The sequence below is a fragment of the Citrobacter sp. wls716 genome, assembly GCF_005280975.1.
Classification (GTDB): Bacteria; Pseudomonadota; Gammaproteobacteria; order Enterobacterales; family Enterobacteriaceae; genus Citrobacter; species Citrobacter youngae.
The window spans coordinates 25,375-41,530 of sequence record NZ_SZWX01000049.1 but is presented as its reverse complement, the minus strand read 5'-3'; the positions used below and the strand labels follow the sequence as shown (position 1 = coordinate 41,530).

General features: G+C 54.2%; 14 protein-coding genes. 12 read left to right on the top strand and 2 right to left on the bottom strand.

The window, feature by feature from the left end:
* The first annotated feature begins 8 nt into the window (after window positions 1–8).
* Genes FDX24_RS16505 through nei form a run of 4 tightly spaced genes read left to right on the top strand, consistent with a single transcriptional unit; the run spans window position 9 to window position 3,183 of the window.
* The gene (locus FDX24_RS16505) at window positions 9–731 is read left to right on the top strand and encodes a DUF969 domain-containing protein (RefSeq protein WP_137364631.1); all 723 of its coding nucleotides are present in this window, start codon (window positions 9–11) and stop codon (window positions 729–731) included.
* Window positions 728–1,723, top strand: a complete 996-nt coding sequence (locus FDX24_RS16500; protein ID WP_048212260.1) for a DUF979 domain-containing protein — start codon at window positions 728–730, stop codon at window positions 1,721–1,723. Before FDX24_RS16505 ends, FDX24_RS16500 begins: the two co-directional genes overlap by 4 nt.
* Window positions 1,724–1,732: 9 nt before the next feature.
* Window positions 1,733–2,377: a pyroglutamyl-peptidase I gene (pcp, locus tag FDX24_RS16495; protein ID WP_115600763.1), complete on the top strand. Its 645-nt coding sequence runs from the start codon at window positions 1,733–1,735 to the stop codon at window positions 2,375–2,377.
* A 14-nt stretch (window positions 2,378–2,391) separates the two neighbouring features.
* The gene (nei, locus tag FDX24_RS16490; RefSeq protein ID WP_048212258.1) at window positions 2,392–3,183 is read left to right on the top strand and encodes an endonuclease VIII; all 792 of its coding nucleotides are present in this window, start codon (window positions 2,392–2,394) and stop codon (window positions 3,181–3,183) included.
* Here nei and FDX24_RS16485 read toward each other — a convergent pair.
* Window positions 3,180–4,226 carry an AbrB family transcriptional regulator gene (locus FDX24_RS16485; RefSeq protein ID WP_048212257.1) on the bottom strand — a complete coding sequence of 349 codons (1,047 nt, stop codon included), beginning with the start codon at window positions 4,224–4,226 and terminating at the stop codon, window positions 3,180–3,182. The two genes, nei and FDX24_RS16485, sit on opposite strands and share 4 nt — an antisense overlap.
* A 174-nt stretch (window positions 4,227–4,400) precedes the next feature.
* Window positions 4,401–5,684, bottom strand: a complete 1,284-nt coding sequence (locus FDX24_RS16480; RefSeq protein WP_048212256.1) for a citrate synthase — start codon at window positions 5,682–5,684, stop codon at window positions 4,401–4,403.
* A 697-nt stretch (window positions 5,685–6,381) separates the two neighbouring features.
* Between FDX24_RS16480 and sdhC the strand changes: the two genes are divergently transcribed.
* The 8 genes from sdhC to sucD all read left to right on the top strand — a co-directional run bounded on the left by sdhC (window position 6,382) and on the right by sucD (window position 16,155).
* Complete coding sequence (gene sdhC, locus FDX24_RS16475) at window positions 6,382–6,786, top strand: succinate dehydrogenase cytochrome b556 subunit (RefSeq protein ID WP_003831406.1); 405 nt, start codon at window positions 6,382–6,384, stop codon at window positions 6,784–6,786.
* Window positions 6,780–7,127, top strand: coding sequence for a succinate dehydrogenase membrane anchor subunit (gene sdhD, locus FDX24_RS16470; protein WP_061067540.1), 348 nt, complete (start codon window positions 6,780–6,782; stop codon window positions 7,125–7,127). The genes sdhC and sdhD overlap by 7 nt, the downstream gene beginning before the upstream one ends.
* Window positions 7,127–8,893 carry a succinate dehydrogenase flavoprotein subunit gene (gene sdhA / locus FDX24_RS16465; protein ID WP_003022919.1) on the top strand — a complete coding sequence of 589 codons (1,767 nt, stop codon included), beginning with the start codon at window positions 7,127–7,129 and terminating at the stop codon, window positions 8,891–8,893. Before sdhD ends, sdhA begins: the two co-directional genes overlap by 1 nt.
* 15 nt (window positions 8,894–8,908) lie before the next feature.
* On the top strand, window positions 8,909–9,625 hold the full coding sequence (gene sdhB / locus FDX24_RS16460) for a succinate dehydrogenase iron-sulfur subunit SdhB (protein WP_032948848.1): 717 nt from the start codon (window positions 8,909–8,911) through the stop codon (window positions 9,623–9,625).
* Window positions 9,626–9,989: 364 nt separating this feature from the next.
* Complete coding sequence (gene sucA, locus FDX24_RS16455; RefSeq protein WP_048212254.1) at window positions 9,990–12,791, top strand: 2-oxoglutarate dehydrogenase E1 component; 2,802 nt, start codon at window positions 9,990–9,992, stop codon at window positions 12,789–12,791.
* A gap of 14 nt (window positions 12,792–12,805) precedes the next feature.
* On the top strand, window positions 12,806–14,029 hold the full coding sequence (odhB, locus tag FDX24_RS16450; protein ID WP_003022925.1) for a 2-oxoglutarate dehydrogenase complex dihydrolipoyllysine-residue succinyltransferase: 1,224 nt from the start codon (window positions 12,806–12,808) through the stop codon (window positions 14,027–14,029).
* Window positions 14,030–14,119: 90 nt separating this feature from the next.
* On the top strand, window positions 14,120–15,286 hold the full coding sequence (gene sucC / locus FDX24_RS16445; protein WP_003022927.1) for an ADP-forming succinate--CoA ligase subunit beta: 1,167 nt from the start codon (window positions 14,120–14,122) through the stop codon (window positions 15,284–15,286).
* Entirely contained in the window at window positions 15,286–16,155 is an 870-nt protein-coding gene (gene sucD, locus FDX24_RS16440; protein ID WP_003022929.1) for a succinate--CoA ligase subunit alpha, read from the top strand. Before sucC ends, sucD begins: the two co-directional genes overlap by 1 nt.
* Window position 16,156: the final 1 nt, after the last annotated feature.

The window sequence follows — 16,156 nt, the reverse complement described above, 5'->3', positions numbered from 1 at the left end:
ATTTAATTATGGGAGAGGCTATTTCTCTCTGGCCATTGACGGGGATCTCCGTCATCGTGGTCGGATTTCTTTTACGTTTTAACCCGGTATTGGTGGTTATCGTTGCCGGGATCGTCACCGGGCTGGCAGCGCATATGCCAATCGCCACTATTCTCGAAAAGCTGGGTGAAGGCTTTCTCAACACCCGCAACCTGCCGTTTATACTGCTGATTCCGCTGGCAGTCATTGGTCTGCTGGAACGTCACGGTCTGAAAGAGCGTGCCCAGGCGTGGATCGCGAAAATCCGCAGCGCCACCAGTGGTCGTCTGCTCATTGTCTATCTGTTTATTCGTGAAGCGACCGCCGCGCTGGGCTTGACCAGCCTGGGTGGGCATCCTCAGATGGTACGTCCGTTATTAGCCCCGATGGCTGAAGGGGCAGCGGAGAAAAACCACGGGGAATTGCCGGGGGCCGTGCGTTATCGCCTGCGTGCAATGTCTGCGGCGACTGACAACGTTGGTCTGTTTTTCGGTGAAGACATCTTCGTTGCCTTTGGGGCAATCATTTTCATGCACAACTTTATGCTGGAGTCCGGTGGGATCCAGACCGAGCCACTGCATATTGCTTTGTGGGGGATCCCAACGGCAATTTGCGCCTTCTTGATCCACGGTACGCGCTTGTGGCGTCTGGATAACTATCTGCAGCGTGAGGTGGCGAAAGCCAATGCGGCAGCGAAAGGAGCAGCGCAATGAATTTTCAGCAAAGCTATCTCTACTGGCTGGCGGGTGCGGTACTGTTGATTGTGGCGGTGATGTCATGGCAGGACAAAGCGAACCCACGCCGTCTGAGCACGGGGCTGTTTTGGGGACTGTATGGTGTGCTGTTCCTGCTTGGCGACTGGACGTACTCGCTGTTTGGCGACAAACGTACGGTACATATTGCGGTCGGCATTGCGGTGGTCGTCCTGGCGCTGATTGCCGGGTTTGGCGGCGTGAAGCTGGGCAGCTACCATCAGCGTACACAACAACAGCGTGAAGAAAGCGCCAGTCGACTGGGTAATCGCCTGTTTTTCCCGGCGCTGGCTATTCCGGTGGTGACCGTTATCGGTGTACTGATGTTTAATCATATTCCGGGCTTGCAGGATGCGCTGTTTGGGCCAGGGAATCACGCCACACTGGTCACGCTCTTTTCGATGACCGCAGGTTCGCTGATTGGTCTGGCAATGGCGATAAAAATGACCCATGAGCGCGTCCATCAGCCCATTCAGGAAGCCCGTCGTCTGCTGGATTCCATCGGCTGGGCGTTCATCCTGCCGCAAATTCTGGCGACGCTCGGGCTGCTGTTTACGGCTGCAGGGGTGGGCAGTGGTATATCGTATCTGACCCAGGAATACCTCGCGGTAGATAGCCGCTTTATCGCCGTGGCGGTGTACACCATCGGTATGGCGCTGTTGACGATGGTCATGGGGAACGCATTTGCTGCTTTCCCGATTGTGACCGCCGGGATCGGTATTCCAATTCTTGTGTTGCAGCATGGTGGTAATCCCGCGGTGATGGCGGCTATTGGCATGTTTTCCGGTTATTGCGGGACATTGATGACACCGATGGCGGCGAACTTTAACATTGTCCCTGCTGCGCTACTGGAGCTGCCGGACAAAAACGCGGTGATTAAGGCGCAGGTGCCAACCGGGATACTGCTGTTGCTGGTTAACGTGTTCCTGATGTATTTCCTGATGTTCCTGTAAGGAGGAAGGATGAAAACGGTCTTAATCACCGGATTTGAACCCTTTGGCGGCGAGTCAGTTAACCCTTCCTGGGAAGTGGTCTCCGGGCTTGACAATGCTATCATCGCCGGATGCCGCGTCGTTGCGCGTCAGCTACCGTGTGTGTTTGGCGAGTCTCTGGCCGTACTTAATGCCGCGATTGACGCGCTGTCACCGTCGTTGGTGCTGGCGGTGGGGCAGGCAGGAGGTCGTACCGATATTACCGTTGAGCGTGTGGCGATCAACGTGGACGATGCGCGTATCGCGGACAATCAAGGTCAACAACCGGTAGATGTGCCGATTGTCGCCGAGGGCCCGGCAGCATGGTTTAGCACGCTGCCGATCAAAGCGATGGTGATGGCGATGCGCAACGCGGGAATTCCGGCCTCGGTTTCCCAGACCGCTGGCACTTTCGTGTGTAACCACGTGATGTATGGCCTGCTGCATAAACTACGCGACGCCCCGGCAGTGAAGGGCGGTTTTATCCATATTCCTTATCTGCCACAACAGGCCGCCGCGCACCCCGGAGCGCCAAGTATGGCGAGCGAAACGGTACGCCGGGCGCTGGAAATTGCCATTGACACTGCATTGCAGGTGGACAGCGATATCGCAGTGACGGGCGGCGCAACACATTAACAAAGGACAGTATTATGCCTGAAGGCCCGGAGATCCGCCGCGCGGCGGATAACCTGGAGGCGGCAGTCAAAGGCAAACCCCTGACGGATGTCTGGTTTGCCTTTGAGCAGTTAAAACCGTATCAATCCCAACTCATCGGGCAGAGTGTTACCCAGCTTGAAACGCGGGGTAAAGCCTTGCTGACCCATTTTTCCAATGGCCTGACGCTGTACAGCCACAATCAGCTTTACGGCGTGTGGCGAGTGGTCAATACCGGCAACATTCCGCAAACCACGCGGGTGCTGCGCGTCAGGCTGCAAACAGAGGATAAAACTATCCTGCTGTATAGCGCGTCTGATATCGAGATGCTGACGCCAGAGCAGCTTACCACCCATCCGTTCCTGCAGCGGGTTGGGCCTGACGTACTGGATGTACGTTTAACGCCCGATGACGTTAAAGCACGTCTGCTTTCATCCCGTTTTCGTAATCGCCAGTTTTCCGGTCTGTTGTTGGATCAGGCATTTCTCGCGGGATTAGGTAACTATCTGCGGGTAGAAATTCTCTGGCAGGTGGGGTTGACCGGGCAACATAAAGCGTCACAGATTAGCGATGAACAGTTGGATGCACTGGCGCATGCGCTGCTTGATATTCCTCGTCTGTCCTACAACACCCGTGGGCTGGCGGATGAGAACAAGCATCACGGGGCGCTGTTTCGCTTTAAGGTTTTTCACCGGGACGGAGAAGCCTGTGAGCGCTGTGGTGGGATCATCGAGAAAACGACACTTTCCTCGCGACCGTTTTACTGGTGTCCGGGCTGCCAGCATTAGGTAGGCTGTCTTGGCGCATGCGCTGAGATAAACCGCGCCACCGCCGGACCGGTCAATAAGATACTGAACAGCCGCAGGGTTTGCATCGCCATGATTAGCGCCATATCGGCGTGGCTGCCTGCGGCAATTACCGCGACGGAATCCACGCCACCTGGGCTGGTCGCCAGATAGGCGGTGAGAAAATCGATTTGCATGTAATGCGCCAGACCCCAGGCCATAGCGGCGCAGATCGCCATCAGTGAAAAAATGGACAACAGGATCTGCGGCAAAGGGCGCAGCGCCATTAAAAAGATCTGCTTGTCAAAACCCAGGCCGATTTGCCAGCCGATGGCCATATACGCTATCGCCAGTAGCCATTCCGGCAGTTCAATTACCATCACACCACCTGCGTTCAGCAGTGCGCCCGCCAGCATAGGCAGGAGCATGACGCCAGAGGGAATACGCAGTAAGCGCCCGGCTATACCGGCAACTGCGGCCAGCAGTATGGTGCTCAACAGATTAATACTTAGCGGTGGAAACCAGACGATTTGCTGACCGACCGTTTGCGCCTGATCGCCCATGACAAATCGGGTTACCAGCGCGGCAGCGCCGACCACCAACAGTACCCGCAGATACTGCATAAAGGCAACCAGGCGGATGTCAGCGCCATAATCCTGCGCCATCGCAACCATCGCGGCTGCCCCACCAGGTGATGAACCCCACGCGCCGGTGTTCCCTGGTAGATTGCTGTAGCGAACCAGCAGCCAGCCGATTACCGCGCTGCTAATGAGGGTTACCAGCAGGATGACAATTACCATCGGCCAGTGTGCCGCAAGCGTGGTTAAAATAGATCCTGTGAGGTTTTGCGCAATCATACAGCCGAGAACGGCCTGCGCGGCAAGAAATGTGCAGCGGGGAGGGTGCAGGGAGATCCCGCGCATACTGAAAATGATACCGACGATCATCGAACCGAGCAGCAATGCGCCTGGGAGATGTATCAACAGGAAGAACAGGGAAAGAAGGAGCGATAGCAGAAACAACAGGCTCCACTGTAAAACAGGCATCCCATGCTCCTGAGTTAAATGACGGAATTCTCAGTAAATCATAGAGAAAGCGTGATGAGAATAAAATAATGTGGATCAATAAAAACAGGCCGGACTCTGGCTTCAACGCCTTGTCCGGCCTGGGAGAGTTGATTGCTGTAAGCCGGACAGGCGCTAACGCTATCCGGCAGACAATTAACGCTTAATATCAGACTTAAAATCACGCTTGTCGTAGCCGGTGTACAGCTGACGTGGACGCGCGATCTTCATGCCATCGGTGTGCATTTCGTTCCAGTGCGCAATCCAGCCAACAGTACGCGCCATGGCGAAGATAACGGTGAACATGGAGGACGGAATACCCATCGCTTTCAGGATGATGCCGGAGTAGAAGTCGACGTTCGGGTAGAGTTTCTTCTCGATGAAGTATGGGTCGTTGAGCGCAATGTGCTCAAGTTCCATGGCCACTTCCAGCAGATCATCTTTAGTGCCCAATTCTTTCAGCACTTCGTGGCAGGTTTCACGCATGACGGTAGCGCGCGGGTCATAGTTTTTATAAACACGGTGACCAAAGCCCATCAGGCGGAAGGAATCATTCTTGTCTTTCGCGCGGCGAACAAATTCCGGAATGTGTTTAACGGAGCTGATTTCTTCCAGCATTTTCAGCGCAGCTTCGTTTGCGCCGCCGTGCGCCGGTCCCCACAGGGAAGCAATACCGGCCGCGATGCAGGCAAACGGGTTAGCGCCAGAAGAACCCGCGGTACGTACGGTAGACGTTGAGGCGTTCTGTTCGTGGTCGGCGTGCAGGATCAGGATACGGTCCATGGCGCGTTCCAGAATCGGATTCACTTCGTATTTTTCGCACGGCGTGGAGAACATCATGTTCAGGAAGTTACCGGCGTAGGAGAGGTCGTTACGCGGGTATACGAACGGCTGTCCGATGGAGTATTTGTAGCACATCGCGGCCATGGTCGGCATTTTGGACAGCAGACGGAAAGCGGCGATTTCGCGGTGACGCGGATTATTCACATCCAGCGAATCGTGGTAGAACGCAGCCAGCGCCCCGGTTACACCGCACATAACGGCCATCGGGTGAGAGTCGCGGCGGAAACCGTGGAACAGACGGGTGATCTGCTCGTGGATCATGGTATGGCGAGTGACCGTGGTTTTGAACTCGTCGTACTCTTCCTGTGACGGTTTTTCACCGTATAGCAGGATATAACACACTTCCAGATAGTTGGACTCGGTCGCCAACTGGTCAATCGGGAAGCCGCGATGCAGCAAAATACCTTCGTCACCATCGATGAACGTAATTTTGGATTCGCAGGATGCGGTAGAGGTGAAACCTGGGTCAAAAGTGAACATCCCTTTTGAACCGAGACTACGAATATCAATAACATCTTGACCGAGCGTACCTTTCAGCACATCCAGTTCAATAGCAGCGTCACCATTTAGAGTGATTTTTGCTTTAGTATCAGCCATTTACGGTCTCCTTAGCGCCTTATTGCTTAAGACTGCCGGAACTCACATTTGCCTTCGTACATCAATGAACCGTTACCAGTTTGTTATTTGGCTCGCCGCTCTGCGAAAGAGGGGATGACCTGGGTACAGAGCTATGGGCGCTTGCAGGTAAAACGGTTTTTTCATGGCGAATAAACTGCAAATCAAGAACTTAGCAATCCGAATTATTAAACCTGTCTATCACTAATAACTGTCCTGACGGTATTGGTCAATACTTCCACACTGTTGCATAACTAAATCTCCGGTGAAAGAGTGACCCCATAACTTTTACGCATTATATGCTTTTTCTGGTGTCGTTTGTAACAACTTTGTTTAATGATTGTCAAATCAGATGATTAAAAATTAAAATAATGTTGTTATCGTGACCTATGTCACTGTTCGGGATAAAACCCGACAAACTATATGTAGGTTAATTGTAATGATTTTGTGAACGTCCTATACTGCCGCCAGGTCTCCGGAATACCCTGCAATCCCGAGCCAACCAGCGTTGTAACGTGTCGTTTTAGCATCTGGAAGCAGTGTTTTATATGACGCGTAGTTATAGTAAGGACGCTGTCTGACCCGCACGCAGACCGGAGGAAGGAAATCCCGTCGTCTTTCAGGCTACAGGTGTCTTCATCTTCTGTACCCGAAGTCCAAAGGGAATAATAAGAACAGCATGTGGGCGTTATTCATGATAAGAAATGTGAAAAAACAAAGACCTGTCAATCTGGATCTACAAACGATCCGGTTCCCAATCACGGCGATAGCGTCCATTCTCCATCGCGTATCCGGAGTGATCACCTTCGTGGCGGTCGGGATTCTGTTGTGGTTATTGGGTACCAGCCTTTCCTCCCCTGAAGGTTTCCTCACCGCGTCATCCATTATGAATAACTTCTTTGTGGAGTTAATTCTGTGGGGGATCTTGATTGCGCTGGCCTATCACGCCGTTATGGGCATTCGCCATCTGTTAATGGATTTTGGCTATATCGAAGAAACCCTCGAAGCAGGGACACGCTCCGCCAAAATTTGTTTCGTTATTATTGTCGTGCTTTCACTTCTCGCAGGAGTCCTCGTATGGTAAGCAACGCCTCCGCATTAGGACGCAATGGCGTACATGACTTCATTCTGGTTCGTGCTACCGCTATCGTTCTGACGTTATACATCATCTATATGGTCGGCTTCTTCGCCACCAGCGGCGAGCTGACGTTTGAAATCTGGACCGGTTTCTTCTCATCGGCATTCACCAAAGTCTTCACCCTGCTGGCACTTTTCTCCATCTTGATTCATGCCTGGATCGGCATGTGGCAGGTGTTGACCGACTACGTTAAACCTCTGGCTGTGCGCCTGATTCTGCAACTGGCTATCGTCGTTGCGCTGGTGGTTTACGTCATTTATGGATTTGTTGTGGTGTGGGGTGTGTAATGAAACTGCCAGTCAGAGAATTTGATGCTGTTGTGATTGGTGCCGGCGGCGCAGGTATGCGCGCGGCGCTGCAAATTTCCCAGAGCGGTCAGACCTGTGCGCTGCTCTCCAAAGTGTTCCCAACCCGTTCCCATACCGTATCCGCGCAGGGTGGCATCACCGTGGCGCTCGGTAATACCCATGAAGATAACTGGGAATGGCACATGTACGACACTGTCAAAGGGTCGGACTACATTGGTGACCAGGACGCTATTGAATATATGTGTAAAACAGGTCCGGAAGCGATTCTGGAGCTGGATCACATGGGGCTGCCGTTCTCTCGCCTCGATAATGGCACCATTTATCAACGTCCGTTTGGCGGCCAGTCGAAGAACTTCGGCGGTGAGCAGGCGGCACGTACCGCAGCGGCGGCAGACCGTACCGGTCATGCGCTGTTGCACACGCTGTACCAGCAGAACCTGAAAAACCACACCACCATCTTCTCCGAGTGGTATGCGCTGGATCTGGTAAAAAATGCTGATGGCGCGATTGTCGGTTGTACCGCGCTGTGTATCGAAACCGGTGAAGTGGTTTACTTCAAAGCCCGCGCCACCGTGCTGGCGACCGGCGGTGCTGGCCGTATTTATCAGTCCACTACTAATGCCCACATCAACACCGGTGACGGCGTGGGTATGGCTATCCGCGCTGGTGTGCCGGTGCAGGATATGGAAATGTGGCAGTTCCACCCAACCGGTATCGCCGGTGCAGGTGTTCTGGTAACAGAGGGTTGCCGTGGTGAAGGTGGCTACCTGCTGAACAAACACGGCGAGCGCTTTATGGAGCGTTATGCGCCGAACGCGAAAGACCTGGCGGGTCGTGACGTGGTGGCGCGTTCCATCATGATCGAAATCCGTGAAGGTCGCGGTTGCGACGGCCCATGGGGTCCGCACGCCAAGCTGAAACTCGACCACCTGGGTAAAGAAGTACTGGAATCCCGTCTGCCGGGCATTCTCGAACTGTCTCGCACCTTCGCTCATGTTGATCCGGTGAAAGAGCCGATCCCGGTTATCCCAACCTGCCACTATATGATGGGCGGTATTCCGACCAAAGTCACCGGCCAGGCGTTGACCGTAAACGAGCAGGGCGAAGATGTGGTGATCCCTGGGCTGTTCGCAGTAGGTGAAATTGCCTGCGTATCCGTTCACGGCGCCAACCGCCTGGGCGGCAACTCGCTGCTGGACCTGGTGGTGTTTGGTCGTGCGGTGGGTCTGCATCTGCAAGAATCTATCGCCGAGCAGGGTGACCTGCTGGATGCGACCGAAGATGAAATCGATGCTTCTCTGGCGCGTCTGAACCGCTGGAACGGTAACCGCAACGGTGAAGACCCGGTGGCCATTCGCAAAGCGCTGCAAGAATGTATGCAGCATAACTTCTCGGTATTCCGCGAAGGCGATGCGATGGCGAAAGGTCTGGAAGAGCTGAAAGCGATTCGCGAGCGTCTGAAAAATGCCCGTCTGGACGATACCTCCAGCGAGTTCAACACCCAGCGCGTTGAGTGCCTGGAGCTGGACAACCTGATGGAGACCGCGTACGCCACCGCAGTATCTGCAAACTTCCGTACTGAAAGCCGTGGCGCGCATAGCCGCTTCGACTTCCCGGAACGTGATGATGAAAACTGGCTGTGCCATTCCCTGTACCTGCCAGAATCGGAATCCATGACACGACGTCAGGTCAATATGGAACCGAAGCTGCGCCCGGCATTCCCGCCGAAGATTCGTACTTATTAATGCGGAGACAGGACAATGAAACTCGAGTTTTCAGTTTATCGCTATAACCCGGATGTTGACGACGCTCCGCACATGCAGGATTACACCCTGGAGGCGGAAGAAGGGCGCGACATGATGCTGCTGGATGCGTTGATGCAGCTGAAAGAAAAAGATCCATCGCTGTCGTTTCGTCGTTCATGCCGTGAAGGGGTCTGCGGCTCCGACGGTCTGAACATGAACGGTAAAAATGGACTGGCCTGTATCACACCTATTTCTGCGCTGAATCAGCCGGGCAAGAAAATTGTCATTCGCCCGCTGCCGGGCTTACCGGTTGTGCGCGATTTGGTGGTAGACATGGGGCAATTCTACGCACAGTATGAGAAGATTAAACCTTACTTGTTGAATAATGGGAAAAATCCTCCGGCTCGTGAGCATTTACAAATGCCTGAGCAGCGTGAGAAGCTCGATGGGCTGTATGAATGTATTTTGTGTGCATGCTGCTCAACGTCTTGCCCGTCATTCTGGTGGAATCCGGACAAGTTTATTGGCCCGGCAGGCCTGCTGGCCGCGTATCGCTTCTTAATTGATAGCCGCGATACCGAGACCGACAGCCGCCTGGAAGGTTTAAGTGACGCTTTCAGCGTATTCCGCTGCCATAGCATCATGAACTGCGTCAGCGTATGTCCTAAAGGGCTGAACCCGACGCGCGCCATCGGCCATATTAAGTCGATGCTGCTCAAACGTAGTGCATAAATAGTTGTTGTTGCCGGGGAAGTGATTCCCCGGTAGTGCAGGAAACCTCTAAAAACTGCCACATTGATAGCAATAATCGTAGCCTGAACAGCGACGATTATTAGACAGTTTTTAAAGGTTCCTTAGCGGACGCAGAAAACACGACAGTCCGCAACAAGTGAACCCCGGCACGCACATCAGTGTGCGTGGTAGTATCCACGGCGAAATACTCGTCATAGATCACGTTGCATGTGCGTTGGCTGCGCTTGCTCACCCCGGTCACTTACTGGATGTAAGCTCCCAGGGATTCGCAAGCTTGCCGCCTTCCTGAAACGTGATCTATTTAGAGTATTAAATAAGCAGAAAAGATGCTTAAGGGATCACGATGCAGAACAGCGCTTTGAAAGCCTGGTTGGACTCTTCTTACCTCTCTGGTTCTAACCAGAGCTGGATAGAACAGCTCTATGAAGACTTCTTAACCGACCCTGACTCGGTAGATGCTAACTGGCGTTCGACGTTCCAGCAGTTACCTGGTACCGGAGTCAAACCGGATCAACTCCACTCAAAAACACGTGATTATTTCCGTCGGCAGGCGTTGATTACCCCACGTTACTCTTCTTCTATTTCCGACCCTGATGCCAATGTGAAGCAGGTTAAAGTCCTGCAGCTCATTAACGCCTACCGTTTCCGCGGTCATCAGCATGCGAATCTCGATCCGCTGGGACTGTGGCAGCAAGAAAATGTGGCCGATCTGGATCCGTCCTTCCACGATCTGACCGATGCGGATTTCCAGGAAAGCTTTAACGTAGGTTCTTTTGCCGGCGGCAAAGACACGATGAAGCTGAGCGACCTGGTTGTCGCGCTGAAACAAACCTACTGCGGCCCGATTGGCGCCGAGTATATGCACATCACCAGCACCGAAGAAAAACGCTGGCTTCAACAGCGTATTGAGTCTGGCCGTGCCGCGTTCAGTAGTGAAGAGAAGAAACGCTTCCTCAGCGAACTGACGGCAGCGGAAGGTCTGGAACGCTACCTGGGTGCGAAGTTCCCGGGCGCAAAACGCTTCTCGCTGGAAGGTGGAGATGCGTTAATCCCAATGCTCAAAGAGATGATCCGCCACGCCGGCAACAGCGGTACCCGTGAAGTGGTGCTGGGTATGGCGCACCGTGGTCGCCTGAACGTTCTGGTTAACGTACTGGGCAAACGCCCGCAGGAACTGTTCGACGAATTTGCGGGCAAACATAAAGAACACCTCGGCACCGGTGACGTGAAGTACCACATGGGCTTCTCGTCGGATATCGAAACCGAAGGCGGTCTGGTGCACCTGGCGCTGGCGTTTAACCCGTCGCACCTGGAAATCGTTAGCCCGGTGGTTATCGGCTCCGTACGTGCACGTCTGGATCGTCTGGACGAGCCAAGCAGCAATAAAGTGCTGCCAATTACCATTCACGGTGATGCGGCGGTAACCGGGCAGGGCGTGGTTCAGGAAACCCTGAACATGTCGAAAGCGCGTGGTTATGAAGTGGGCGGTACCGTGCGTATCGTCATCAACAACCAGGTGGGCTTTACGACCTCTAACCCGCTGGATGCGCGTTCTACTCCGTACTGCACCGACATCGGTAAGATGGTTCAGGCGCCGATTTTCCACGTTAATGCGGATGACCCGGAAGCGGTCGCTTTCGTGACGCGTCTGGCGCTGGATTTCCGTAACACCTTCAAACGCGATGTGTTCATCGATCTGGTGTGCTACCGCCGTCACGGCCACAACGAAGCCGACGAGCCGAGCGCAACTCAGCCGCTGATGTATCAGAAAATCAAAAAGCATCCGACCCCGCGTAAAATCTACGCTGACAAGCTGGAAGCGGACAAAGTCGCCACGCTGGAAGATGCGACCGAAATGGTCAATCTGTATCGTGACGCACTGGATGCTGGCGAATGCGTGGTGAAAGAGTGGCGTCCAATGAACATGCACTCCTTCACCTGGTCGCCATACCTCAACCACGAGTGGGACGAAAACTACCCGAACAAGGTTGAAATGAAGCGTCTGCAGGAGCTGGCAAAACGCATCAGTACCGTGCCTGAAGCCGTTGAAATGCAGTCGCGTGTTGCCAAAATTTACGGCGACCGTCAGGCCATGGCCGCAGGCGAGAAGCTGTTCGACTGGGGTGGCGCAGAGAATCTGGCTTATGCCACGCTGGTTGACGAAGGCATTCCGGTACGTTTATCGGGTGAAGACTCCGGTCGCGGAACCTTCTTCCACCGCCACGCGGTGATTCATAACCAGGCGAACGGTTCAACCTACACGCCGCTGCAGCATGTGCATAACGGTCAGGGCACGTTCCGCGTATGGGACTCCGTGCTGTCTGAAGAAGCGGTACTGGCGTTCGAGTATGGTTATGCCACGGCAGAGCCACGCACGCTGACCATCTGGGAAGCGCAGTTCGGCGACTTTGCCAACGGTGCGCAGGTGGTTATCGACCAGTTCATCTCTTCCGGCGAGCAGAAGTGGGGCCGTATGTGCGGTCTGGTTATGCTGCTACCGCACGGCTATGAAGGTCAGGGTCCGGAGCACTCCTCTGCACGTCTGGAACGTTATCTGCAACTTTGCGCTGAGCAAAACATGCAGGTTTGCGTCCCGTCTACCCCGGCACAGGTCTACCACATGCTGCGTCGTCAGGCGCTGCGTGGGATGCGTCGTCCGCTGGTGGTGATGTCACCGAAGTCGCTGCTGCGTCATCCGCTGGCAGTGTCTACGCTGGACGAACTGGCAAATGGCACCTTCCTGCCAGCCATTGGCGAAGTCGATGAACTTGATCCGAAAGGCGTGAAGCGTGTCGTGATGTGTTCTGGTAAGGTTTATTACGACCTGCTGGAGCAACGCCGCAAGAATGGCCAAAAAGATGTTGCCATTGTGCGCATCGAACAGCTCTATCCGTTCCCGCATAAAGCGGTGCAGGAAGCGCTGAAACCGTTTGCTCATGTACATGATTTTGTCTGGTGCCAGGAAGAGCCGCTCAACCAGGGCGCATGGTACTGCAGCCAGCATCATTTCCGTGAAGTAATTCCATTTGGGTCAGCTCTGCGTTATGCAGGTCGCCCGGCCTCTGCCTCTCCGGCAGTAGGATATATGTCCGTTCACCAGAAGCAGCAACAAGATCTGGTTAATGACGCGCTGAACGTCGATTAAATAAAGGATAAATAATGAGTAGCGTAGATATTCTTGTTCCCGACCTGCCTGAATCCGTAGCGGATGCAACGGTTGCAACCTGGCACAAAAAACCGGGCGATGCAGTACGTCGTGATGAAGTACTGGTAGAAATCGAAACTGACAAAGTGGTACTGGAAGTACCGGCATCAGCGGACGGTATTCTTGATGCGGTTCTGGAAGATGAAGGGACAACCGTCACTTCTCGCCAGATCCTTGGTCGCCTGCGTGAAGGCAACAGCACCGGTAAAGAAACCAGCGCTAAGTCTGAAGAAAAAGATTCTACTCCGGCACAACGCCAGCAGGCGTCTCTTGCTGAGCAGAACAACGATGCCCTGAGTCCGGCGATCCGTCGCCTGCTGGGTGAGCATAACCTCGAAGCCAGCGCTATCAACGGCACTGGCGTCGGCGGTCGTATCACGCGTGAAGATGTTGAAAAACATCTGGCTAAAGCACCGGCGGCGAAAGCCGAAGCCAAAGCGCCGGCCGCTGCGCCTGCGCCACAGGCTCAACTGGGCGCGCGTGGTGAAAAACGTGTTCCGATGACCCGTCTGCGCAAACGCGTAGCTGAGCGTCTGCTGGAAGCGAAAAATTCCACCGCCATGTTGACCACGTTTAACGAGGTCAACATGAAGCCAATCATGGATCTCCGTAAGCAGTACGGTGACGCGTTCGAGAAACGCCACGGTATCCGTCTGGGCTTTATGTCTTTCTACGTGAAAGCGGTTGTTGAAGCGCTGAAACGCTATCCGGAAGTGAACGCGTCCATCGACGGCGATGACGTGGTTTATCACAACTACTTTGATGTCAGCATGGCGGTCTCCACGCCACGTGGTCTGGTAACGCCGGTCCTGCGCGATGTGGATCTGCTGGGTATGGCAGACATCGAGAAAAATATTAAAGAACTGGCAGTCAAAGGTCGCGACGGCAAGCTGACGGTTGAAGATCTGACGGGCGGTAACTTCACCATCACTAACGGTGGTGTGTTCGGTTCCCTGATGTCCACGCCGATCATCAACCCACCGCAGAGCGCCATCCTGGGTATGCATGCCATCAAAGACAGGCCGATGGCGGTAGACGGCAAGGTTGAAATCCTGCCGATGATGTATCTGGCGCTGTCTTATGACCACCGTCTGATCGATGGTCGTGAGTCAGTAGGCTTCCTGGTAACCATTAAAGAGTTGCTGGAAGATCCAACGCGTCTGCTGCTGGACGTGTAGTTAATAAGAGTATCACCTGCCCCGTAGGTCTGGATGCTTATCAGACCTACGGGTAAAAGATAACGATTACCTGAAGGATGGACAGAACACATGAACTTACATGAATATCAGGCAAAACAACTTTTTGCCCGCTATGGCTTACCGGCACCGGTGGGTTATGCCTGTACTACTCCGCGTGAAGCAGAAGAAGCCGCTTCAAAAATCGGCGCTGGCCCGTGGGTAGTGAAATGTCAGGTTCACGCTGGTGGCCGCGGTAAAGCGGGCGGTGTGAAGGTTGTGAACAGCAAAGAAGACATTCGCGCTTTTGCTGAACACTGGCTGGGTAAACGTCTGGTTACTTACCAGACAGACGCCCATGGTCAACCGGTAAATCAGATTCTGGTTGAAGCAGCGACCGACATCGGTAAAGAACTTTACCTCGGCGCAGTTGTTGACCGTAGCTCCCGTCGCGTGGTCTTCATGGCCTCTACCGAAGGCGGCGTGGAAATCGAAAAAGTAGCGGAAGAGACCCCGCATCTGATCCACAAAGTGGCACTCGATCCGCTGGCAGGCCCAATGCCTTACCAGGGACGTGAGCTGGCGTTCAAACTGGGTCTGGAAGGTAAACAGGTTCAGCAGTTCACCAAGATCTTCATGGGTCTGGCGACTATCTTCCTGGAGCGCGACCTGGCGCTGATCGAAATCAACCCGCTGGTTGTCACCAAACAGGGTGACCTGATCTGCCTCGACGGCAAACTGGGCGCTGACGGCAACGCGCTGTTCCGCCAGGCTGACCTGCGCGAAATGCGCGACCAGTCTCAGGAAGATCCGCGTGAAGCGCAGGCTGCGCAGTGGGAACTGAACTACGTAGCGCTCGACGGTAACATCGGTTGTATGGTTAACGGTGCGGGCCTGGCAATGGGCACCATGGACATCGTTAAGCTGCACGGTGGCGAACCGGCTAACTTCCTTGACGTGGGCGGCGGTGCGACCAAAGAGCGTGTAACCGAAGCGTTCAAAATTATCCTCTCTGATGACAACGTAAAAGCAGTACTGGTTAACATCTTCGGCGGTATCGTACGTTGCGACCTGATCGCTGACGGTATCATCGGCGCGGTAGCAGAAGTAGGTGTAAACGTTCCGGTCGTGGTGCGTCTGGAAGGTAACAACGCTGAACTCGGCGCGAAAAAACTGGCTGATAGCGGCCTGAATATTATTGCAGCGAAAAGTCTGACGGATGCAGCTCAGCAGGTTGTTGCCGCAGTGGAGGGGAAATAATGTCAGTTTTAATTAATAAAGATACCAAGGTTATCTGCCAGGGCTTCACCGGTAGCCAGGGGACATTCCACTCCGAACAAGCGATTGCTTACGGTACGCAGATGGTTGGCGGCGTAACGCCAGGTAAAGGCGGCACCACGCACCTGGGCCTGCCGGTGTTCAACACCGTGCGTGAAGCTGTAGAAGCGACGGGCGCAACCGCCACCGTTATCTACGTTCCGGCACCGTTCTGCAAAGATTCCATTCTGGAAGCAATCGATGCTGGTATCAAACTGATTATCACCATCACCGAAGGCATCCCGACCCTGGATATGCTGACCGTGAAGGTGAAGCTGGATGAAGCTGGCGTGCGTATGATTGGCCCGAACTGCCCAGGCGTTATCACCCCGGGCGAATGTAAAATCGGCATCATGCCGGGCCACATTCACAAGCCGGGCAAAGTGGGCATCGTTTCCCGTTCCGGTACCCTGACCTATGAAGCAGTTAAGCAGACTACCGACTACGGTTTCGGCCAGTCTACCTGTGTAGGCATCGGCGGCGACCCGATCCCGGGCTCTAACTTCATCGACATCCTGAAGCTGTTCCAGGAAGATCCGCAGACTGAAGCGATCGTCATGATCGGTGAGATCGGCGGTAGCGCGGAAGAAGAAGCGGCTGCGTACATTAAAGATCACGTGACCAAGCCGGTGGTTGGCTACATCGCGGGCGTCACCGCGCCGAAAGGTAAGCGTATGGGTCACGCTGGTGCCATTATCGCCGGCGGTAAAGGGACCGCGGATGAGAAATTCGCGGCTCTTGAAGCTGCAGGCGTGAAAACCGTTCGCAGCCTGGCCGATATCGGCGAAGCACTGAAAACCGTTATTAAGTAAG

What these genes read in the sequence shown, in the direction of transcription:
- FDX24_RS16505 (WP_137364631.1), top strand. Translation starts at nt 9, where the DNA reads ATGGGAGAGGCTATTTCTCTCTGGCCATTGACGGGGATCTCCGTCATC.
- FDX24_RS16500 (WP_048212260.1), top strand. Translation starts at nt 728, where the DNA reads ATGAATTTTCAGCAAAGCTATCTCTACTGGCTGGCGGGTGCGGTACTG.
- pcp (WP_115600763.1), top strand. Translation starts at nt 1,733, where the DNA reads ATGAAAACGGTCTTAATCACCGGATTTGAACCCTTTGGCGGCGAGTCA.
- nei (WP_048212258.1), top strand. Translation starts at nt 2,392, where the DNA reads ATGCCTGAAGGCCCGGAGATCCGCCGCGCGGCGGATAACCTGGAGGCG.
- FDX24_RS16485 (WP_048212257.1), bottom strand. Translation starts at nt 4,226, where the DNA reads ATGCCTGTTTTACAGTGGAGCCTGTTGTTTCTGCTATCGCTCCTTCTT.
- FDX24_RS16480 (WP_048212256.1), bottom strand. Translation starts at nt 5,684, where the DNA reads ATGGCTGATACTAAAGCAAAAATCACTCTAAATGGTGACGCTGCTATT.
- sdhC (WP_003831406.1), top strand. Translation starts at nt 6,382, where the DNA reads ATGTGGGCGTTATTCATGATAAGAAATGTGAAAAAACAAAGACCTGTC.
- sdhD (WP_061067540.1), top strand. Translation starts at nt 6,780, where the DNA reads ATGGTAAGCAACGCCTCCGCATTAGGACGCAATGGCGTACATGACTTC.
- sdhA (WP_003022919.1), top strand. Translation starts at nt 7,127, where the DNA reads ATGAAACTGCCAGTCAGAGAATTTGATGCTGTTGTGATTGGTGCCGGC.
- sdhB (WP_032948848.1), top strand. Translation starts at nt 8,909, where the DNA reads ATGAAACTCGAGTTTTCAGTTTATCGCTATAACCCGGATGTTGACGAC.
- sucA (WP_048212254.1), top strand. Translation starts at nt 9,990, where the DNA reads ATGCAGAACAGCGCTTTGAAAGCCTGGTTGGACTCTTCTTACCTCTCT.
- odhB (WP_003022925.1), top strand. Translation starts at nt 12,806, where the DNA reads ATGAGTAGCGTAGATATTCTTGTTCCCGACCTGCCTGAATCCGTAGCG.
- sucC (WP_003022927.1), top strand. Translation starts at nt 14,120, where the DNA reads ATGAACTTACATGAATATCAGGCAAAACAACTTTTTGCCCGCTATGGC.
- sucD (WP_003022929.1), top strand. Translation starts at nt 15,286, where the DNA reads ATGTCAGTTTTAATTAATAAAGATACCAAGGTTATCTGCCAGGGCTTC.